24 protein-coding genes are annotated in these 17245 nt (G+C 67.7%); 17 read left to right on the forward strand and 7 right to left on the reverse strand.

Annotated features, from left to right (window positions below; genetic code table 11):
* Positions 1-21 precede the first annotated feature (21 nt).
* Positions 22-687 (forward strand): TetR/AcrR family transcriptional regulator, encoded by a 666-nt coding sequence (locus tag AC1RR5_RS17700; RefSeq protein WP_492923436.1) that lies wholly within the window; start codon positions 22-24, stop codon positions 685-687.
* On the opposite strand, the gene AC1RR5_RS17705 is transcribed toward AC1RR5_RS17700, so the two are convergent.
* On the reverse strand, positions 650-1369 hold the full coding sequence (locus tag AC1RR5_RS17705) for a TVP38/TMEM64 family protein (RefSeq protein WP_492923438.1): 720 nt from the start codon (positions 1367-1369) through the stop codon (positions 650-652). The two genes, AC1RR5_RS17700 and AC1RR5_RS17705, sit on opposite strands and share 38 nt — an antisense overlap.
* 226 nt (positions 1370-1595) lie before the next feature.
* Between AC1RR5_RS17705 and AC1RR5_RS17710 the strand changes: the two genes are divergently transcribed.
* Both AC1RR5_RS17710 and AC1RR5_RS17715 read left to right on the forward strand, forming a co-directional pair.
* Positions 1596-2258, forward strand: coding sequence for an AAA family ATPase (locus tag AC1RR5_RS17710; RefSeq protein ID WP_492923440.1), 663 nt, complete (start codon positions 1596-1598; stop codon positions 2256-2258).
* Between the two features lie 9 nt (positions 2259-2267).
* Positions 2268-2807, forward strand: coding sequence for an NADPH-dependent FMN reductase (locus AC1RR5_RS17715; protein ID WP_492923442.1), 540 nt, complete (start codon positions 2268-2270; stop codon positions 2805-2807).
* A gap of 10 nt (positions 2808-2817) precedes the next feature.
* Here the strand turns inward: AC1RR5_RS17715 and AC1RR5_RS17720 are convergent, their stop codons facing one another.
* Positions 2818-3408 (reverse strand): hypothetical protein, encoded by a 591-nt coding sequence (locus tag AC1RR5_RS17720; protein WP_492923444.1) that lies wholly within the window; start codon positions 3406-3408, stop codon positions 2818-2820.
* A 274-nt stretch (positions 3409-3682) separates the two neighbouring features.
* On the opposite strand from AC1RR5_RS17720, the gene AC1RR5_RS17725 reads away from it, so the two are divergent.
* The 5 genes from AC1RR5_RS17725 (at position 3683) to AC1RR5_RS17745 (ending at position 6923) form a co-directional block, all read left to right on the forward strand.
* Positions 3683-4885, forward strand: coding sequence for a pyridoxal phosphate-dependent aminotransferase (locus AC1RR5_RS17725; protein ID WP_492923446.1), 1203 nt, complete (start codon positions 3683-3685; stop codon positions 4883-4885).
* Positions 4886-5013: 128 nt separating this feature from the next.
* Positions 5014-5175 carry a hypothetical protein gene (locus AC1RR5_RS17730; RefSeq protein ID WP_492923448.1) on the forward strand — a complete coding sequence of 54 codons (162 nt, stop codon included), beginning with the start codon at positions 5014-5016 and terminating at the stop codon, positions 5173-5175.
* A gap of 10 nt (positions 5176-5185) precedes the next feature.
* Positions 5186-5446, forward strand: a complete 261-nt coding sequence (locus tag AC1RR5_RS17735) for a hypothetical protein (protein WP_492923450.1) — start codon at positions 5186-5188, stop codon at positions 5444-5446.
* A 95-nt stretch (positions 5447-5541) separates the two neighbouring features.
* Entirely contained in the window at positions 5542-6123 is a 582-nt protein-coding gene (locus AC1RR5_RS17740; protein WP_492923452.1) for a carboxymuconolactone decarboxylase family protein, read from the forward strand.
* A 2-nt stretch (positions 6124-6125) separates the two neighbouring features.
* On the forward strand, positions 6126-6923 hold the full coding sequence (locus AC1RR5_RS17745) for an SDR family NAD(P)-dependent oxidoreductase (protein WP_492923454.1): 798 nt from the start codon (positions 6126-6128) through the stop codon (positions 6921-6923).
* On the opposite strand, the gene AC1RR5_RS17750 is transcribed toward AC1RR5_RS17745, so the two are convergent.
* Entirely contained in the window at positions 6920-7555 is a 636-nt protein-coding gene (locus AC1RR5_RS17750) for a glutathione S-transferase family protein (RefSeq protein WP_492923456.1), read from the reverse strand. The two genes, AC1RR5_RS17745 and AC1RR5_RS17750, sit on opposite strands and share 4 nt — an antisense overlap.
* Before the next feature lie 115 nt (positions 7556-7670).
* The gene (locus AC1RR5_RS17755; RefSeq protein ID WP_492923458.1) at positions 7671-7907 is read right to left on the reverse strand and encodes a DUF2171 domain-containing protein; all 237 of its coding nucleotides are present in this window, start codon (positions 7905-7907) and stop codon (positions 7671-7673) included.
* Between the two features lie 132 nt (positions 7908-8039).
* Here AC1RR5_RS17755 and AC1RR5_RS17760 point away from each other — a divergent pair, with 132 nt between their 5' ends.
* From AC1RR5_RS17760 to AC1RR5_RS17775, 4 genes are read left to right on the forward strand one after another with little or no spacing between them, the layout of a single operon-like run.
* Complete coding sequence (locus AC1RR5_RS17760) at positions 8040-8624, forward strand: glutathione S-transferase family protein (protein ID WP_492923460.1); 585 nt, start codon at positions 8040-8042, stop codon at positions 8622-8624.
* Complete coding sequence (locus AC1RR5_RS17765) at positions 8621-9523, forward strand: DUF6807 family protein (protein WP_492923462.1); 903 nt, start codon at positions 8621-8623, stop codon at positions 9521-9523. The genes AC1RR5_RS17760 and AC1RR5_RS17765 overlap by 4 nt, the downstream gene beginning before the upstream one ends.
* Positions 9524-9527: 4 nt before the next feature.
* Positions 9528-9704 (forward strand): DUF4169 family protein, encoded by a 177-nt coding sequence (locus AC1RR5_RS17770; RefSeq protein ID WP_492841159.1) that lies wholly within the window; start codon positions 9528-9530, stop codon positions 9702-9704.
* Positions 9705-9708: 4 nt separating this feature from the next.
* On the forward strand, positions 9709-9918 hold the full coding sequence (locus tag AC1RR5_RS17775) for a ribbon-helix-helix domain-containing protein (RefSeq protein ID WP_492924107.1): 210 nt from the start codon (positions 9709-9711) through the stop codon (positions 9916-9918).
* Positions 9919-10015: 97 nt separating this feature from the next.
* Here AC1RR5_RS17775 and AC1RR5_RS17780 read toward each other — a convergent pair whose 3' ends face one another.
* Positions 10016-10270 carry a hypothetical protein gene (locus tag AC1RR5_RS17780; protein WP_492923464.1) on the reverse strand — a complete coding sequence of 85 codons (255 nt, stop codon included), beginning with the start codon at positions 10268-10270 and terminating at the stop codon, positions 10016-10018.
* Between the two features lie 2 nt (positions 10271-10272).
* Positions 10273-10479 carry a hypothetical protein gene (locus tag AC1RR5_RS17785; RefSeq protein WP_492923466.1) on the reverse strand — a complete coding sequence of 69 codons (207 nt, stop codon included), beginning with the start codon at positions 10477-10479 and terminating at the stop codon, positions 10273-10275.
* Between the two features lie 123 nt (positions 10480-10602).
* Between AC1RR5_RS17785 and AC1RR5_RS17790 the strand changes: the two genes are divergently transcribed.
* Both AC1RR5_RS17790 and AC1RR5_RS17795 read left to right on the forward strand, forming a co-directional pair.
* Entirely contained in the window at positions 10603-13026 is a 2424-nt protein-coding gene (locus AC1RR5_RS17790) for a UvrD-helicase domain-containing protein (protein WP_492923468.1), read from the forward strand.
* An 881-nt stretch (positions 13027-13907) separates the two neighbouring features.
* Positions 13908-14072, forward strand: coding sequence for a hypothetical protein (locus tag AC1RR5_RS17795; protein WP_492923470.1), 165 nt, complete (start codon positions 13908-13910; stop codon positions 14070-14072).
* On the opposite strand, the gene AC1RR5_RS17800 is transcribed toward AC1RR5_RS17795, so the two are convergent.
* Positions 14053-15219 (reverse strand): low temperature requirement protein A, encoded by a 1167-nt coding sequence (locus tag AC1RR5_RS17800; protein WP_492923472.1) that lies wholly within the window; start codon positions 15217-15219, stop codon positions 14053-14055. The genes AC1RR5_RS17795 and AC1RR5_RS17800 overlap by 20 nt on opposite strands.
* Positions 15220-15290: 71 nt before the next feature.
* Between AC1RR5_RS17800 and AC1RR5_RS17805 the strand changes: the two genes are divergently transcribed.
* From AC1RR5_RS17805 to AC1RR5_RS17815, 3 genes are all read left to right on the forward strand, one after another.
* Positions 15291-15809, forward strand: coding sequence for a hypothetical protein (locus AC1RR5_RS17805; RefSeq protein WP_492923474.1), 519 nt, complete (start codon positions 15291-15293; stop codon positions 15807-15809).
* Between the two features lie 39 nt (positions 15810-15848).
* On the forward strand, positions 15849-16715 hold the full coding sequence (locus AC1RR5_RS17810; protein ID WP_492923476.1) for a 50S ribosomal protein L11 methyltransferase: 867 nt from the start codon (positions 15849-15851) through the stop codon (positions 16713-16715).
* Positions 16716-16778: 63 nt separating this feature from the next.
* A complete protein-coding gene (locus AC1RR5_RS17815; RefSeq protein ID WP_492923477.1) occupies positions 16779-17210 on the forward strand; it encodes a hypothetical protein in 432 nt (143 codons plus the stop codon).
* Positions 17211-17245 lie beyond the last annotated feature (35 nt).

The following is a 17245-nucleotide window of genomic DNA, read 5'->3' on the forward strand; positions in this document are numbered from 1 at the left end:
GTTTCATTCTACATAGCACTGATGAGCGAGGTCGCGAAAGTTTCCGTTCCGAGAGGCCGTCCCGGCCAGCCCAAGCCACGCGTCGACAAGGCCGCGCGGGGCCTGGTCGTGCTGGAAACCGCCGTCGAAGTGTTCGCCGAGAAGGGCCTGCAGGTCGCCACCATGCAGGACGTCGCCGACCGCATGGGCGTGGCCAAGATCCTGATCTATCGGCTCTATCCCTCGCGCCAGAGCCTGATCGACGCCCTGTTCGGCGAGATGCTGGCCCGGATCGAGGCCGACGCCGGCCGGCCCTGGGGCGGCTATGGCTCCAGTATCGCGCGGCTGGTGGCCTTGTCGCGGGGCAACCCCAAGCTGGCGCTCCTACTCCTGCGCGACGCGAGGGGCGCGCCGGAAGCCCTGGTCTGGCGAGAGGCCCTGGAAGCGCTGCTCACCAAGCTGATCGAGCCGTTCGTGGCGCCCACGCCCGGCGCCTCGGAGACGCAGAAGGCCACCTGCAAGCACGCGGCCCGCACCTTCATGCCGTTCGTGATCGAGGCCTGGGCGGCCGGGGTCGAGGAAACCGACGGCATGGATGACGAGACCCGCACGCGCTGGTTCGGCGAGATCGTCCGGGCGTGGCGCGAAGCGACCTACGCCGCGGCGGGCCTTAGCCCTCCGCCTCTTCCGCCGCCTCACGCTTCTTGAGCCAGGCGCGGCTGACCAGGCCCATGGCCAGCCAGATGACGATGGCCAGGGCGATCATGACGATGTGCTGCTTGCCGCCGCCCTTCATCGCCTGGACGATCGAATTGCCGGCGAAGGCGGTCAGGGCGATCTTCGGGATGATCCCGATGGCGGTGCCGGCCGCGAAATGGCGCAGGCGCATCGGCGTGACGCCGGCGGCCATGTTGACGACGATGAACGGCGCCGAAGGCACCAGGCGCACGATCAGGCTGGCCATGAAGCCATTCTTGCCGATCATCCGCATGAACTTGTTGACGCCCTCGCCCGCGAAGTCGCGCAGGATCTTCGCGCCATAGGCCCGGCCCAGCCAGAACCCGACCAGGGACGAGACCAGGGTGCCGATCCAGCTGTAGGCGAAACCCGTCCACGGTCCGAAGGCCACCACCGCCGCGGCGATCAGCACGAACTGCGGCACGCCCAGGAAGGCCATCACCGCGAAGGCCGCCACGGCCGCCGGCAGGGCCCATGGCCCGCTGGCCGCGCCCAGCCAGTGCTCGACCGCCGCCTCGCCGTTCACGCCCAGCAGCTGAGCGCCGAACAGGAAGACCACGCCCACGCCTCCGAACAGCACGAACGAGACCGCCACCGTGCGCCAGGCGCGGGCGTCCATGTTGGTGACGAAGTCGAGTATGCGGCGGATCACGGCCCCTCCTCGCGCAGGCGCCGGCTAGGGTCAAGCGGCGCCGCTGAAACGGCGGGCGGACAGGCGCTGCAGAAAGAGGCGTTTTTCCGGCGGGCGCCGCGAAACGCGATCCGGGGACACATGATTCGCCCATCACGACATTTCGGTTGCGTGAGCTTCACATGACAGCGTTACTTATCCACAGGCTGCAAGGGCAGAAAACCTTGGCCTGGTAAGGAGTTTGATCGTGAAGACCCTGGCTGTGATCTCCCGCAAGGGCGGCGCCGGCAAGACGACGCTTTCGGTCAACCTGGCCATCACGGCCCACCTGGCCGGCCTTAGGACCATGCTGGCCGACATCGACCCCCAGCGCTCGGCCTCGGACTCCCTGCGCGCCCGCACGGGCGACGGTCCGGTCCTGTCCGAGATCAACGCCGGCAAGCTGTTCTCGACCCAGGTCCAGGCCCAGCACAGCAATTACGACGCCCTGGTCATCGACACCCCGGCTGCGCCCGAGGCCGACGGCCTGCAGGCGATCAACTGCGCCGACCTGTGCATCCTGGTCTGCCGGCCGACCTTCCTGGACATCGCCTCGGTCGTCCGCTCGGCCGAAGCCGTCCGCCGCCTGGGCAAGAAGGGCTTGATCGTCCTCAGCCAGGCCCCGTCGCGCCGCAACGGCGTCGAGCCGCCCGCCGTGCTGAAGGCCGCCGAAGCTCTGCGCTTCACCGGCATGCCTTTGGCCCCCATCGGCCTGCGCGCTCGCACCGCTTTCCAGCAGTCGGTCGCCCATGGGCGTTCGGTGTGCGAATGGGAGCCGGGCAGCGCTGCCGCCGAGGAAATCTCGCGCCTGTGGGACCTGATCGCCCCGATGCTGCTGGGCCAGGAAGACATCCAGGCCCGCGCCGTCTAACTAGGCCGGATGAAGATTCTGGCCGTCTCCGGCAGCCTGCGCGCCGCCTCGTACAACACCGCCCTGCTTCACGCCGCCCGCGAGCTGGCGCCCGATGAGATGCAGATCGAGGTGTTCGGCCTAGGTGACCTGCCGTTCTTCAACCAGGACGTCGAGGAGCAGGGCGATCCCGCGCCCGTCGCCGCCTGGAAGGACGCCGTGCGCGCCGCCGACGGCCTGCTGATCGCCTGCCCCGAATATAATGGCGGCCTGACGGCGGTGCTGAAGAACGCCATCGACTGGGCCTCGCGCGGCAAGCCCGCCCCGCTGGATGGCAAGCTGGCCTGCGCGCTGGGCGCCAGCCCCGGGATCACCGGCACGGTCCGCGCCCAGGACGCCCTGCGGCTGAACCTCAAGCGCACCGGCGCGGATCTCGCCCCGCTCAGCGACATCCTGGTGGGCCAGGCCCACACCAAGTTCGAGAACGGGACCCTGACCGACGAGCGCACCCGCCAGGCGATCGCGCGTCACCTGGCGAGCTTCGCGGCGGCAGTCCGGGCCCGGTCCTGAGCTGGAGGGCCTAGTCGCCCGCCAGCTTCTTCAGGTCGTAGTCCGGTCCAAAGTCCAGCACGAACACCGGACCCAGCAGGACCGTCTGCTTGGCCGAGCCCAGGTGCAGCGACACGCTGCCGCCGCCGGCCGGGATGTCGATCAAGGCCTTGCCCGGCACGGTGTACATCTTCCATTCGCCGCCGACCTTGAGCCCGCCCTGCAGCGCCGCGTCGTACGGCGCGGCCGCCTGCTGGACGCGCACGGCCGAGATGTCGGCCGTCGCGGGACCGCCGTCGACGCTCTCGGCCTTAGCCCAGAACGCCACCAGCAGCACGTCGCCCTTGGTGACCTTGCCCGTGATGCCCTGCGAAGCGCCGACGCCCCAAGGCTGGTCGCTGGCCGCCTGGACCTCGACCTTCATGGCCCCACCGCCGGCGATGGTCTTGTCCTTGATGGGGCTGCTCTTCTGGCCCGCGCCGTAGATCGCCCAGTTAGCCGACGGCTTGTTGATCGCCTTCTGCAGGATGTCGCCGTCGCCGGACTGGGCGAAGCCCGACGAGGCCGCCCCCATCGCCAGCGCCACGATGGCCAGGGCGATGTACAGAATCTTGGTCTTCATGGTGGTTTCCCTCCCCCTTTTGGCCGTCATCGCGGCCTTGCGTTTCCCCCGAGGACCGCCTCCGTTCGCCGGAAGTCGACCCTACAAATGGTAGCGGTATCTTCGACTCTCGCCGCACGCAAGAACGCGCGTCCCCGAAAGCGTCGCCAAAATGTCTTGAAGCGTCGCTGAAAGCGCCTTGCTGCGTTGCGCCACGGCGAACGGGCGCGTAAACACCGCCGCAATCCTGAAACGGTCCCTCCAACAGACCAAGCCACCCCAGGGGAGTACTAAGATGTCGCTCGAGTCCGCCGCACTGCGGCGCATCGCACCGTCGGCCACCATCGCCATCAGCGCCAAGGCGCGCGCGCTGAAAGCCGCCGGTCGTGACGTGATCGCCCTTTCCGCGGGCGAACCGGACTTCGATACGCCGGACAATATCAAGAATGCCGCGATCGACGCGATCAAGGCCGGCCACACCAAGTACACCGACCCCGACGGCATGCCCGCGCTGAAGCAGGCGATCTGCGACAAGTTCAAGCGCGAGAACGGCCTGGAGTACAAGCCGAGCCAGGTCCACGTCGCCCCGGGCGGCAAGCCGGTGATCTACAACGCCCTGGTCGCCACGCTGAACCCGGGCGACGAAGTGATCATCCCCGCGCCGTACTGGGTGTCGTATCCCGACATGACCCTGCTGGCCGGCGGCACGCCCGTCTCGGTCGAGACCACCGCCGAGAGCGGCTTCAAGATCACGCCGGAAGCCCTGGAAGCGGCGATCACGCCCAAGTCCAAGTGGCTGATCATCAACAGCCCGTCCAACCCCTCGGGCGGCGCCTATACCCGCGCCGAGCTGCAAGCCATCGCCGATGTGCTGCTGCGCCACCCGCAGGTCTGGGTGCTGACCGACGACATGTACGAGCACCTGGTGTTCGACGACTTCGAGTTCACCACCATCGCCCAGGTCGAGCCCAAGCTCTATGACCGCACCCTGACGATGAACGGCGTCTCGAAGGGCTATTCGATGACCGGCTGGCGCATCGGTTATGCCGCGGGTCCCGAAGCGCTGATCAAGGCCATGGGCAAGATGATCAGCCAGACGACCTCCAACCCCTGCTCGATCTCGCAGTGGGCGGCTCTGGAAGCCCTCAACGGCACGCAGGACTTCATCAAGCCGAACGCCAAGCTGTTCCAGGAGCGCCGCGACCTGGTCGTGTCGATGCTGAACCAGGCCCAGGGCCTGCAGTGCCCGACCCCGGAAGGCGCCTTCTACGTCTACCCCTCGTGCGCCGGCCTGATCGGCAAGACCGCCCCCTCGGGCAAGGTCATCGCGAGCGACGAAGACTTCGCCGGCGAACTGCTGGAAGCCGAGGGCGTGGCCGTCGTGCACGGCGCGGCCTTCGGTCTGTCTCCGTTCTTCCGCATCAGCTACGCCACCGCCAACGACGTGCTGGAAGACGCCTGCCAACGCATCCAGCGTTTCTGCGCCAGCGTGAAATAGTCACTATCGGCCCCGCCGGTCTGCTCTCGGGTGGATCGGCGGAGCGATTTTATGCCGTTCATACCGTGGCGCCGAAACCCGAAGCGCCATAAGCACGCTAAGGGATAGCTGTCGCGCTTGGCGGCCACATGGAGGTCGCCGAAATGGCCCGAACGCCGAACTACTCCTTCGAACGTCAGGAACGCGAGCGCCAGAAAGCTCGCAAGGCCGCCGAAAAGGCTGCCGAAAAAGCCGCCGCCAAGGCCGCGCAAGCGGGCGAGACCCCTCCCCGCGACCAAGACGGCAATTGAAAGAACGTTCGTGATCACTTCGACTAACTACAACCACGAGACCGTCGCGCTCGACGGCGAGCATTTCTCCGGCTGCGAATTCCGTGGTTGCCGCCTCGTCTATTCCGGCGGCGAAGCTCCGATCTTCGACAACTGCCGCTTTGAAAACTGCGAGTGGAAGTTCGACGACGCCGCCGAACGGACCCTGGCCCACCTGAAGCTGGTCTGGAACAACGGCGGCAAGGCTCCGGTCCAGGCGCTGATCAAGGAAATCACCGGCGGTGGGCGCTAAGCGCCTAGCCTTCCGGGCGCACCTCGAACAATCGTTTGACGCCTTGTCTCGGCTTGCCCGAGAGTGTCGCCAAGAACGATAGAGGGAGGCGCGCCGTGAGATTGTCCGAGCCCAGGATCCGTCCGCTCGATCCCGCTGAGTGGACGCCCGAACAGGCCGAGGTCCTGGCGCCCCTGGGCGGCGGCGGGGTCATCCCGGCCGGACCGGTGCTGAACATCTTCCGCACCATGGCCCACGCGCCCAAGGCGCTGAAGGCGTTCCTGGGCTGGGGCAATTACGTCCTCTCCAAGAAGAACGACTTGCCGCCGCGCGAGCGCGAGATCGTCATCCTGCGCACCGGCTTTCTGTGCCGCAGCGGCTACGAATGGACCCAGCACGCCGAGATCGGTCGCCGCTGCGGCCTGACCGACGACGAGATCGAGCGCCTGAAGACCGGCCCCGCCGCCGGCTGGAGTCCTGCAGACACCGCCCTGATCCAAGCCACCGACGAACTGCACCACGACCACTTCATCTCGACGTCGACCTGGGAGGCGTTGCGCACGCACTTCAGCGAGAAGCAGGCGATGGACGTGGTCTTCACCGCCGGCCAGTACACCCAGGTCTCGATGCTGCTGAACACCTTCGGGGTGCAGCTGGACGCAGGCCAGACGCTCGATCCTGACCTGAAGGCCTTCTGACCATGCGCCTGGAAGGCAAACGCGCCATCGTCGTGGGGGCGGGCCAGACGCCGGGCGAAACCATCGGCAACGGCCGCGCCATCGCCCTGCTGTTCGCCCGCGAAGGGGCCAGCGTTCTCTGCGTCGACCGCCACCTGGACCGCGCCGAGGAAACCGTCTCCCTGATCGCCGCCGAGGGTGGAACAGCCCATGCCCTGGCCGCCGACATCCGCAAGGCCGACGCGGGCGACGCCATCGTGGCGGCGGCGCAGGCCCAGCTCGGCGGCCTGGACATCCTGGTCAACAATGTCGGCATCGGCGGCGGCGGTGACGGTCCGGCTCATCGCCTGACCGAGGACGCCTTCGAGCGCATCCTCGACGTCAATCTGAAGGGTCTGTGGCGCGTGACCCGCGCCGCCCTCCCCGTGCTGCGCGAGCAGGGGTCGGGCGCGATCGTCAACATCTCGTCCCTGGCCGGGATCGCTGGCGGCGGCCAACTGGCCTACGAGGTTTCCAAGGCTGGTGTAAACCGCCTGACCGCCAGCGTCGCCCAGGCCAATGCCGGCAAGGGCGTGCGCTGCAACGCCGTGGCTCCCGGACTGATGGATACGCCGATGGCCGTCGCCGGCATCGCCGAGATGACCGGCCAGAGCATCGAAGAGGTCCGCGCCAGCCGCAGCGGCCGGGTGCCGCTGGGCGGCGCCATGGGCACAGCCTGGGACACCGCCTATGCGGCGCTGTACCTGGCCAGCGACGAGGCCCGCTTCGTTACGGGCGTCGTGCTGCCGGTCGACGGCGGGATGTCGACCAGGATCGGCTAGTCGTTGATCCAGTCGGTGAGGCCCTCGCGGACATGGACCTCGCGCAGCGCAGGACGCCGGCGGATGGTGTCCAGGTAGCGCTTCAGATTCGGCCAGGCCGTGGCGGGCTTGGGCATGTTGCGGGTCCAGCGGCACAGGATGGTCGCCAGCAGGTCGACCGTCGTGAAGTGGTCGCCGACCAGGTAGTCGTGATCGGCCAGCCGCGCGTCCATCCGCGCCAGACCAGCCTCGATCCGCTCACGGGCGGCCGTCTGCACCGCCTCCTGCGCTTCCCCGCCCGCCGGTTCGTGCGGATAGAACCAGGCGCGGAAGTTGGGCTGGAAGCTATTGGCCAGCCACAGGGTCCAGCTCAGATATTCGGCCCGCGCAACAGACCCGAGCGGTGGGGCGAAGCCGGCCTCCGGGTGGCGTTCGGCCAGCAGGGTCGCGATGCCGGCCATCTGGGTGACCGGTGCGCCGTCGATGATCAGGGTCGGCACCACGCCGTCGGGATTGAGCGCCAGATAGTCCGGCGTCTTGTGCTCGGCCTTGTCGAAGTCGAGCAGGCGGGCCTCGAACGGGACGTCCAACTCCAGCAGCATCCAGTGGATGGCCGTACCGGCCGTGCTGGGCGAACCATAGAGCGTGTACATGCTTGGACCCTCCGCGCTGATGGGCGCGGATAGGCGGCTGCTTCTGCGGGCCGGTCAAGCAAAAGGCCCCCGTTCTCGCGAACGGAGGCCCTTCGAGATCAACAGCCGATCAGGCTCAGTGCTTCTCGCGCCACTGGGCCTTGGCGTCGTCCTTGGTCAGGGCCAGGTGGACCTTGTCGTCGTCGATATATTCCACCCACGACAGCGGGATCAGGTGGTGCTTGAAGCCGCCGCCCAGATCCAGCTTGGCCAGCTCGATCTCGCCGCCGGCGATGTGGTCCACCCGACCGACATGGCCGCCGTCCGAGCCGACTACTTCGTGATGTTCCTTGATCTGCGAGAGGTCGATCATCCGTCGTCTCCTGGGTTAAGCGGGACCGCCGAGGTCCCTCGGGAGATCAAACGGCCACCCCTGCTGCCAAGTTTCGGCTTGCGTCGCGATACAAGTCTTGTTCTTGTTAAGTTCTCATTCATCGAGGCCGTCATGCTGACCCTGTTCCACGCCCCGCGCTCGCGCTCGACCCGCTTTCTGTGGCTGCTGGAAGAGCTGGGCGCGGACTATGAGGTGAAGACGGTCGACATCTATCGCAGCTTCGGCAACACCGGCGCGCGTGACACGGCCAATCCGCACCCGCACGGTCAGGTGCCGGCCCTGCTGGACGAGGGCGTGCTGATCACCGAGTCCGCGGCCATCGCCCTCTACCTGACCGACAAGTTCCCGGCCGCCGGCATCGGCCCCACGATCGGCGATCCCCAGCGCGGTCCGTACCTGTCCTGGCTGGCCTACTATGCCGGGGTGCTGGAGCCCTCGGTCGTCAATCTGTGGAAGCAGCGCCAGGACGACGAGGACAAGAAGACCTACCAGACCCTGGACGATCGCCTGCGCACCACGTTGGAAAGCTCGCCCTGGCTGCTGGGCGACCACTTCTCGGCGGCCGACATCCTGTTTATCAGTCTCCTGCAGTTCGCCCGCCAGATGCTGCCGCCGCACGCGGTCTATGACGACTGGCTGGCGCGCGCCAACACCCGCCCCGCCCTGGCGCGGGCCCTCGCCAAGGACGACGCATGAGCCTTCGCCGCGCCCTTCCGCTGATCCTCGGCCTGGCCCTGGCCGCGCCCGCATTGGCCGATCCCGCGATCGGCAAGCGCGTCGACGCTGTCCTGGCCGACGATGCGGTGACCCTGACCGAGGCCGGCAAGACGGTGCTGGTCTATCGCACCAAGCCGCTGGATCCGGCGGCCGAGCCAGGGCGCGCCAACTATGTCGGCGCGCTCTACGCCCCCGACGGCACGGCCCTGACCGAGGACAAGCCCGGCGACCACCCGCACCAGCGCGGCGTCTGGTGGGCCTGGATGAAGGTGCAAACCGACGGCAAGACGGTCGCCGACGGCTGGTACATGAAGGGCCTGACCTACTTCGTCCGCTCGAAGTCCTTCCTCGGCGACGCCGAGGGCGGCGGGACCCTCACGGTCGATGTCGACTGGATGGTCAATTCGGGTCCGGAGCTGGCCTATGTGGCCCGCGAGACCACCAAGGTCACGGTGCGGCCGCTGAAGGCCGGCGCTCGCCGCGTGGAGTTCGACACCACGATCACGTCTCGCGTGGATGCTTTAGGCCTGGGCGGCAGCGAGGACGATCGTGGCTTCGGGGGCTTCTCGATCCGGCTGGTCGATCCCGAGCACCTGACCTTCTCGTCGGGCGGCAAGATGATCGTTCCCAACGGCTCGGCGATCACGGCCGGAGCCAATATGGGCTTTGCCTGGACCGACGCCGCCTCGCCCGCCTGGGCCGTGGGCCTGGCCTGCAAGGCGAACGGCCAGGCGGTGACGCGCTGGATGCTGTATAATGACCGCTCGATGCAGAACTGCGTCTTCCCCGGCCGCGCGCCGCTGGTCCTGAAGAAGGACGAGGCGCTGCGTCTGCAGGAGACGCTGGTCATCCGTCCCGTCGCGAAGAAGAAGCCCTGATTTCATGGCCGACATCGTCAATCTGAACCAGGCTCGCAAGGCCAAGGCCAAGGCCGACGACAAGGCCCGCGCTTCCGAGAACCGCGCCAAGTTCGGCCGCACCAAGGGCGAGAAGACCCTGGACGCGGCCCGCGCCGACAAGCTCAAGCGCGACCTCGACGGCGCCAAGCGCGAGGACTGAGCGCCTGGCTGGCTTGAAGAAACGCTCGGTGAACCTGGCCGGCCACGCGACCTCGCTGGCCCTGGAGCCGGAGTTCTGGGCCGTGCTGGAACGCGCCGCGACCGGCGAGGCGTTGAGCCTGGCCGGCCTGATCCAGAAGATCGACCTGGAACGGGGGGAGCGGCCGCTGGCTTCGGCGTGCCGGGTGTTCGCGCTGGCGCGGGCTAGCGCCTAGCGAAACCTCGTCCTTCGACAAGCTCAGGATGAGGTTTCTATTGGTACGGCATCAACAATAGTCCTCATCCTGAGCTTGTCGAAGGACGAGGACGGCCCTACCGCTGCTGCTCCACGGCCGGCCGCCGCTGGGTCGGGATCGGCATGGGCTGCGGGTTCGGCGCTTTGCGCAAGGCTGACGGGATGTCGCTGAGGCGCTGGCGCAGGTCGACCTGGTCGCCGGCCATCACGCCCAGCTTCCAGGCGCCCCAGACCGACAGCACCAAGACCGCCACCACCAGCAGCGCGGCCATGAAGCCGCCGCCACTGTCACCGCGATGGGCCTGTCCGTTATGAGCGAGGGTCTTAGCCATGATCAGCCCGGCGCTTTCGGCGCTTCCGGCAGCTTCGGCGCGTCGGGCAGCTTGGGCGCCGAGGCCGAGATGTTCACGTCGACCTTCTTCTTCTGGGTGAAGCCGCCGGACATCATGAAGAAGGCGAGCACGGCTACGACCACGACAAGCCCGCCCACGATGAACGCCAAGCCACTGTTGCCACCGCCACTGCTGGTACCTTCGGCCATGAGAGTCTCCGCGCCTGTTCGGCTGAGGTTGATGTTGGCGGATCAACGGTACGCGACGCGGGAGGTTCCGCTTCGAGGTCTGTAGGGACTTAAGTCGCGCGCACTTTGTGCTACATATGTTCCATGTATCCCGATGATGACTCGCGTGGGGCCCTTGGCGGATTCCCGGGCGACCTCCCCTCTCCGCGCATCTCCGACCTGGCCCGGCCTCAGCCGCCGGTAAGCGGTCATGCCATGCCCAACTACCTGGACGGCCTGAACCCCGAACAGCGCGAGGCGGTCGAGACGACCGAAGGTCCGTTGCTGGTCTTGGCCGGGGCCGGCACCGGCAAGACCCGCGTGCTGACCACCCGCCTGGCCCACATCCTGGCCACCGGCAAGGCGCGGCCGTGGGAGATGCTGGCCGTCACCTTCACCAACAAGGCCGCGCGCGAGATGCGCGAGCGGATCACCCACATCATCGGCCCGGAGGCCGAGGGCCTGCGCTGGCTGGGCACCTTCCACTCGGTGGCCGCCCAGATCCTGCGCCGCCACGCCGAGCTGGTAGGCCTGAAGTCGAACTACACGATCATCGACACCGACGATAACGAGCGGCTGCTCAAGCAGCTGATCGAGGCGGAGAACATCGACGCCAAGCGCTGGACCCCACGGATCCTGTCTCAGATCATCGACAACTGGAAGAACCGCGGCTGGACGCCCGACCGCGTCCCGACCAGCGAGGCCGGCGAGTTCGCCAACGGCAAGGGCATCACCCTATACCGTCAGTACCAGGAGCGCCTGCGCATCCTGAACGCCTGCGACTTCGGCGACCTGCTGCTGCACAATATCAGCCTGTTCACCGGCCATCCCGACGTGCTGGACGAGTTTCAGCGCCGCTTCAAATACGTGATGGTCGACGAGTACCAGGACACCAACGTCGCCCAATATCTGTGGCTGCGGCTGCTGGCCCAGGGCCGCCAGAACGTCTGCTGCGTCGGCGATGACGACCAGTCGATCTATGGCTGGCGCGGGGCCGAGGTCGACAACATCCTGCGCTTCGAGCGCGACTTCGCCGGGGCCAAGGTCGTGCGGCTGGAGTGCAACTATCGCTCGACCGAGCACATCCTGGCGGCGGCGTCCGGCCTGATCACCGCCAACAAGGGCCGCCTGGGCAAGACCCTGTGGACCCCCGCCAAGGGCGGCGAGAAGGTCAAGGTCAGCGGCGTCTGGGACGGCGAGGCCGAGAGCCGGATGATCGCCGACGAGATCGAGCGAGCCAAGAAGGCCGGCCGCAAATACAACCAGATGGCCATCCTGGTGCGCGCCTCGTTCCAGATGCGCGCCTTCGAAGAACGCTTCGTGATGCTGCAGATCCCCTACAAGGTGGTCGGCGGTCCGCGCTTCTTCGAACGGGCGGAAATCCGCGACGCCCACGCCTATCTGCGCCTGATCCAGTCGCCCGACGACGATCTGGCCTTCGAGCGCATCGTCAACACGCCCAAGCGCGGCATCGGCGACACCAGCGTGCAGAAGCTGCTGCAGATCGCCCGGCTCAGCGGCGTCTCGACCGTCGAGGCCGCCCGCCAGATCATCGCCAGCGACGAACTGCCGGCCCGCACGCGCACGGCGCTCAGCAACTTCATCCGCGACCTGGACCGCTGGCGCTCGCTGATCGGCAATGTCCACCATCAGCGCCTGCTGGAAACGGTGCTGGAGGAGAGCGGCTATACCGACGCCCTGCGCCTGGACAAGGGTCCGACCAGCCAGACGCGACTGGAGAACCTGAAGGAACTGGTCCAGTCGATGGGCGCCTTCGAGACGCTGGAAGCCTATCTGGAGCACGTCTCGCTGGTCATGGACCTGGACCGCGAGGCCACCGGCGACGCCGTCTGGATCATGACCCTGCACTCGGCCAAGGGCCTGGAGTTCCCGCTGGTCTTCCTGCCCGGCTGGGAGGAAGGCGTGTTCCCCAGCCAGCGCAGCATGGACGACAAGGGCGAAAAGGGCCTCGAGGAAGAGCGCCGCCTGGCTTACGTCGGCATCACCCGCGCCCGCGAGGAGGCCCGGATCAGCTTCGTGGCCAACCGGCAGGTCTATGGCCGCTGGACCTCGCAACTGCCCAGCCGCTTCGTCGACGAACTGCCCCTGGCCCACGTCGATGCGGCGTCCGAGACCGGCTATTACGGCGGCGGCCCGGGCATGCAGCAGACGGCCGCCTCGCGCTGGGACGACCCCGGCACCAGCGCCTTCCAGGCCGGCAGCTACGACAGCCCCGGCTGGAAACGCGCCCAGGAGCGCACGGCGGGCTTCGGCGAACGCAATCCTGCCTGGCGGGGCCCTCAAGGCGTCCGCGCCGGTTCGTCCGCCCGCTCGGCTCCGATCGAAGGCGAAGGCCGCCTGGTCGCCGTCTCGGCCCCGACCAACAGCGCCTACTCCCGCGGCGACCGCGTGTTTCACGTCAAGTTCGGCTACGGCCAGGTGACGGGGATCGAGGGGAACAAGCTGACCGTGGCCTTCGACAAGGCGGGCGAGAAGAAGGTCATCGACAGTTTCGTCGAGAAGGCTTGATCTCTCCCTTCCCCCTTGATGGGGGAAGGGTTGGGGATGGGGGTGACCTGCTGAACTGGCGGCGGCGCACTGCATCTGACGCTGTGATCACCCCCACCCCTGCCCCTCCCCCATCAAGGGGGAGGGAACGTGTTTCATCGACCTCGCGCCGAATGGCTGCGAGTTGGTGGGGAGGCGACGGAGCGGCCGGGCGAACCCGGAGACCGTGAGTGGTTGTGTGTTTCGGCTCGCTGACCGCTCCGCCAGGCTGTTCTTGTCCGTGAGGATGGGAGGCGTGAGCGTCTTTCAGCTCGGGTCCCCACTAGCCCCCGGACGGGCGCGGACCAAGTCGATCGGCTACATCCGTCTCGACCCCGACGATCCACGATAGGCGGCTTATACGATCACCGCCCTGTCGCTCCGCTGATGGCTTTGCCCCCAGAGACTGCCCGTTCGCCAACCGATCCGCCTAAAGAGTACGGATGGAGCGACTTTCGAGTCTCCAGGAACCGCCAGCGGCCCCGCTCAACCTAGCCCCGTCGCCGTTTTGGGCCGGATCCAAACGCCCTCCCCCGCGACGGGGATGGCTATGATTGTGCGGCGGTTCTGAACGCGGATCATTCAGGGGCGCGTAAAATCGACAAGCGCTTGATTTCGTTGCGTTCGATCTCGCGAATTCCGAGGATAGAGCCGGCTTAATCCCCGCGCCCCGATGCCGCAGGGGTTGAACGCGACAAACGGCTAACCATATGGTACTCAGGAAGCAGCCAAACGCTTCAGCCCAAGACGGCTGAACCTTCAGGCGCTCCTATCGCCCGCCGTCCTCGACGGCCCGGGCGGACACTCTCCACCCTTTATGAATATCGGGTCCGGCGACACGCCCGACCCCTATCTGGAACTTTATGAAAACCACTGTTACCCGTGAGGTCGCCGCCCAGCGCGCGCCCCGCAAGACCGCTACCCTTCACACCATCACGCCTTCGACGCGTCCCACCCAGTCCGACTGGGTCTGGCCCGGCCTGACCCGCGCCCAACTGCGCGACATCGTCATCGAGCAGATCGGCTAGCCAGCCAGGTCTCCCAGGCCCCGACCGCCACCAGCGTCAGGGTCGACAGGATCGACAGGACCAGCGGGCTGACGTGGCTCGCCACCGGGATCAAGGCGGCCAGCAAGGCCAGGCCGACGAGCCGCGTGCGCGACCACTGCTTGAACACCGCCAGCTTGAAGACCAGCACGCCGAGCAAGAACAGCGCCGGTCCGCCGATGACGGCGGCGGCGACCTTGGGATCGGCGTGCCCCACCGGATGGTGGATCACCCACTCGTCGCCCACGGCCGCCACGATGATCCCGGCGATCGGGATCAGGTGGCTGTAGGTATAGGCCAGGCGGGCGATCGCCCCGGGGTCCTCGGACTCGGCGATCGCCTCGCTGGCCGCTTCGGCGGTGAACGAGAAATAGATCCACCACATGGCGATGCTGCCGACCAGGGAACTGGCGAAGGCGGCGACCGTCTCGATCGTCCAGGGAATGCCGACCACGGTCGCCCCGGTGACGATGATCGACTCGCCCAGGGCGATGATCGTGAACAGCGCCGTGCGCTCGGCCAGGTGGCCGCCCTCGACGACCCAGTCGCTGGTGGCCGAGCGGCCCAGGCCCGGCGTCCAGAACCCCACCAGCGCCGACAGATAGTCGATGCCGATGGCCACGAGCCAGGCGATCACCCGCGCCTCGCCGTCCAGCAGGCCGCCGGCGATCCAGAACGCGGCCGACAGCGTCACCCAGGACAGGATGCGCGCGACGTTCATCCGGTGCGCCGGCTCGCGCCAGATGCTGATCAGGAAGAACAGGCTGCGACCGACCTGGATGAAGGCGTAGGCGCAGGCGAAGACCAGCCCGCCCTTGCCGAAGGCGTCGGGGATGGCGGCCGACAGCACCAGGCCCGCCCCCATCAGCAGGAACATCATCAGCCGCACCGGCACCCGCTCGGGATCCAGCCAATTGGTGATCCACGAGGTGCAGACCCACGCCCACCACACCGCCGCCAGCAGCATGGCCGCGTGCAGCACGCCGAGGCCTGTCGGATGGGCCAGGACGGCATGCGAAAGCTGGGTGACCGCGAACACGAAGACGAGGTCGAAGAACAGCTCCACATAGGTGACGCGGGCGTGTTGGTGCTCGTGGCGTTCGCGCAGCAGCGGGCGGGTCTTGGTCATGCGGGCTCCCTCTGTGGCCAGACTAAGGCGAGTCTCGCGAACCTTTTTGGCCTCTCGCGCGCTATGCCGACATGGACCAGCGGCTTGAACAGATCCTGCGCCACCTGAAGGCTTTCGCGGTCACCCGCCCGGTGGCCTATGGCGCTCCGGCCTGCGCCGTCGTCGGCATCCTGGCCGGCCTGGCCATGAAGACCGGGCCACAGGACGCCGGCTACATCGCCGAGATGGAACCGACGCGCGGCGTCTACGAGACGATGGCAGAGCCGACCGCGTGGCCGGCTGGCAAGATCCCCGACTATGTGGTCGGCACCGACTTCCTGAAGATGAGCCAGCCGCCGCCCGTGCAGATGGTCTCGTACGAAGAGCCGGTCTATACGCCGCCGCCGGCGATGGACGTCCCGCCCTATGTGCCGGCTCAGCATGGCCCGGCGACGCCGCCGCCCGATGCGGAGAGCACGCACCGCTGGGCCTCGCAGCGCGGCGATATCCTGGATGTCTCCCTGCCCGAGGACCGACGGCCGCAGCAGCCGATCCCGACGGTCCTGGCCGAGGCGGCCGACGTCGCCGCCACCGGCATGACCTCGCGCTGAAGGCTCGCTTTTTCGCGCCTTTGCCGCTAACGGAGCGGCATGACCGACTACACGCCCCAACAGATCGTCGCCCGCGGGACTCGCGCCGAAGCCGAGACCGCCGCCGACGCCATCGACAACCATCCGGGCCTGGAAGGCGCGACCTACTCGATCCTGGAAGAGGACGAGGACAAGAATGTCTGGCGCATCGACGCCTTCCCGACGACGCAGGAAGAAGACGACGGCGTCATGGCCCTGCTGGGCGAATACGACCTGAAGGTCAATCGCGACACCCTGGCCGACGCCGACTGGCTGGCCATGGCGCTGTCGGGCCTGCCGCCGGTGCGCGCCGGCCGCTTCTTCGTCTACGGCATGCACGATCGCGGCCGCCTGCCGGCCAGCACCGTCAACCTGCGCATCGAGGCCGGCGCGGCCTTCGGCACCGGTCACCACGGCACCACCGTGGGCTGCCTGCAGGCCTATGACCGCCTGCTGAAGGCTCGCCGGTTCAACAAGGTGCTGGACGTCGGCGCCGGCACGGGCCTGCTGGCCATCGCCGCCGCCCGCACGGGCACGAAGCTGGCCGTCGGCACCGACATCGACAAGCCGTCCGTCCGGATCGCCAAGGAAAACGCGCTGGTCAACAAGGCCAACGCGCGCTTCGTCCACGCCTCGGGCCTATCGAACAAGCTGGTCGCCCAGAATGCGCCCTACGACCTGGTGTTCGCCAACATCCTGGCCCGTCCGCTGATCAGCCTGGTCCAGGACATCAAGCACGCCCTGGTTCCAGGCGGCACCGTCATCCTGTCGGGCCTGCTGCGCACCCAGGAGCGGATGGTCAAGGCCGCCTACCTGTCGCGCGGCTTCAAGGTGGTCACCCGCATCCACCGCGACGCCTGGGCGACGCTGGTTCTGCAGCGCCCGTAGGAACTTACCTGATCGGGGTCACGTTTCTCCAGCCACAGACACCTGGCTGGAGGAGCCGCCCCGATGACCTACACCGACCCCAACATCCCGCCGCCGGAACGCCCTATTGAGCGTCACGTCGAGATCCGCGAGCGCAGCAGCGGCGGCGCCGGCTGGCTGATCGCCGGCATGATCGCCATCGTCGCCGTGGTCGCCGTCGGCTTCCTGATGATGCGTCCTACGACCAACGATCCCAACCAGCTGCAGGCCGCCCAGGAGCAGGGTCGCCAGGCCGGACTGGTCGAAGGCGCCCAGGGCGCGGCCCAGAACGCCCAGTTGGCCGCCGAGAACGCCGCCCGCGAAGCCCGCACCACGGCTGACCAGGCGCGCGCCGACACCGCGCAAGCCGCCCGCAGCGCCGCCCAGTCGGCCCAGGACGCCGCCGACCGCGTCGCCTCCAGCCCCAACGACCAGGCCGCCTCGCCGGACAACCCGCCGGCGCAACCGCCCCAGTAATCTTGAAATAATCCACCCTTTCCAGGGCCGGGTCG

Source organism: Caulobacter sp. GW821-FHT11E11, assembly GCF_058808315.1.

What these genes read in the sequence shown, in the direction of transcription:
- AC1RR5_RS17700 (WP_492923436.1), top strand. Translation starts at nt 22, where the DNA reads ATGAGCGAGGTCGCGAAAGTTTCCGTTCCGAGAGGCCGTCCCGGCCAG.
- AC1RR5_RS17715 (WP_492923442.1), top strand. Translation starts at nt 2,268, where the DNA reads ATGAAGATTCTGGCCGTCTCCGGCAGCCTGCGCGCCGCCTCGTACAAC.
- AC1RR5_RS17720 (WP_492923444.1), bottom strand. Translation starts at nt 3,408, where the DNA reads ATGAAGACCAAGATTCTGTACATCGCCCTGGCCATCGTGGCGCTGGCG.
- AC1RR5_RS17725 (WP_492923446.1), top strand. Translation starts at nt 3,683, where the DNA reads ATGTCGCTCGAGTCCGCCGCACTGCGGCGCATCGCACCGTCGGCCACC.
- AC1RR5_RS17730 (WP_492923448.1), top strand. Translation starts at nt 5,014, where the DNA reads ATGGAGGTCGCCGAAATGGCCCGAACGCCGAACTACTCCTTCGAACGT.
- AC1RR5_RS17745 (WP_492923454.1), top strand. Translation starts at nt 6,126, where the DNA reads ATGCGCCTGGAAGGCAAACGCGCCATCGTCGTGGGGGCGGGCCAGACG.
- AC1RR5_RS17750 (WP_492923456.1), bottom strand. Translation starts at nt 7,555, where the DNA reads ATGTACACGCTCTATGGTTCGCCCAGCACGGCCGGTACGGCCATCCAC.
- AC1RR5_RS17755 (WP_492923458.1), bottom strand. Translation starts at nt 7,907, where the DNA reads ATGATCGACCTCTCGCAGATCAAGGAACATCACGAAGTAGTCGGCTCG.
- AC1RR5_RS17760 (WP_492923460.1), top strand. Translation starts at nt 8,040, where the DNA reads ATGCTGACCCTGTTCCACGCCCCGCGCTCGCGCTCGACCCGCTTTCTG.
- AC1RR5_RS17765 (WP_492923462.1), top strand. Translation starts at nt 8,621, where the DNA reads ATGAGCCTTCGCCGCGCCCTTCCGCTGATCCTCGGCCTGGCCCTGGCC.
- AC1RR5_RS17770 (WP_492841159.1), top strand. Translation starts at nt 9,528, where the DNA reads ATGGCCGACATCGTCAATCTGAACCAGGCTCGCAAGGCCAAGGCCAAG.
- AC1RR5_RS17780 (WP_492923464.1), bottom strand. Translation starts at nt 10,270, where the DNA reads ATGGCTAAGACCCTCGCTCATAACGGACAGGCCCATCGCGGTGACAGT.
- AC1RR5_RS17785 (WP_492923466.1), bottom strand. Translation starts at nt 10,479, where the DNA reads ATGGCCGAAGGTACCAGCAGTGGCGGTGGCAACAGTGGCTTGGCGTTC.
- AC1RR5_RS17790 (WP_492923468.1), top strand. Translation starts at nt 10,603, where the DNA reads ATGTATCCCGATGATGACTCGCGTGGGGCCCTTGGCGGATTCCCGGGC.
- AC1RR5_RS17795 (WP_492923470.1), top strand. Translation starts at nt 13,908, where the DNA reads ATGAAAACCACTGTTACCCGTGAGGTCGCCGCCCAGCGCGCGCCCCGC.
- AC1RR5_RS17800 (WP_492923472.1), bottom strand. Translation starts at nt 15,219, where the DNA reads ATGACCAAGACCCGCCCGCTGCTGCGCGAACGCCACGAGCACCAACAC.
- AC1RR5_RS17805 (WP_492923474.1), top strand. Translation starts at nt 15,291, where the DNA reads ATGGACCAGCGGCTTGAACAGATCCTGCGCCACCTGAAGGCTTTCGCG.
- AC1RR5_RS17810 (WP_492923476.1), top strand. Translation starts at nt 15,849, where the DNA reads ATGACCGACTACACGCCCCAACAGATCGTCGCCCGCGGGACTCGCGCC.
- AC1RR5_RS17815 (WP_492923477.1), top strand. Translation starts at nt 16,779, where the DNA reads ATGACCTACACCGACCCCAACATCCCGCCGCCGGAACGCCCTATTGAG.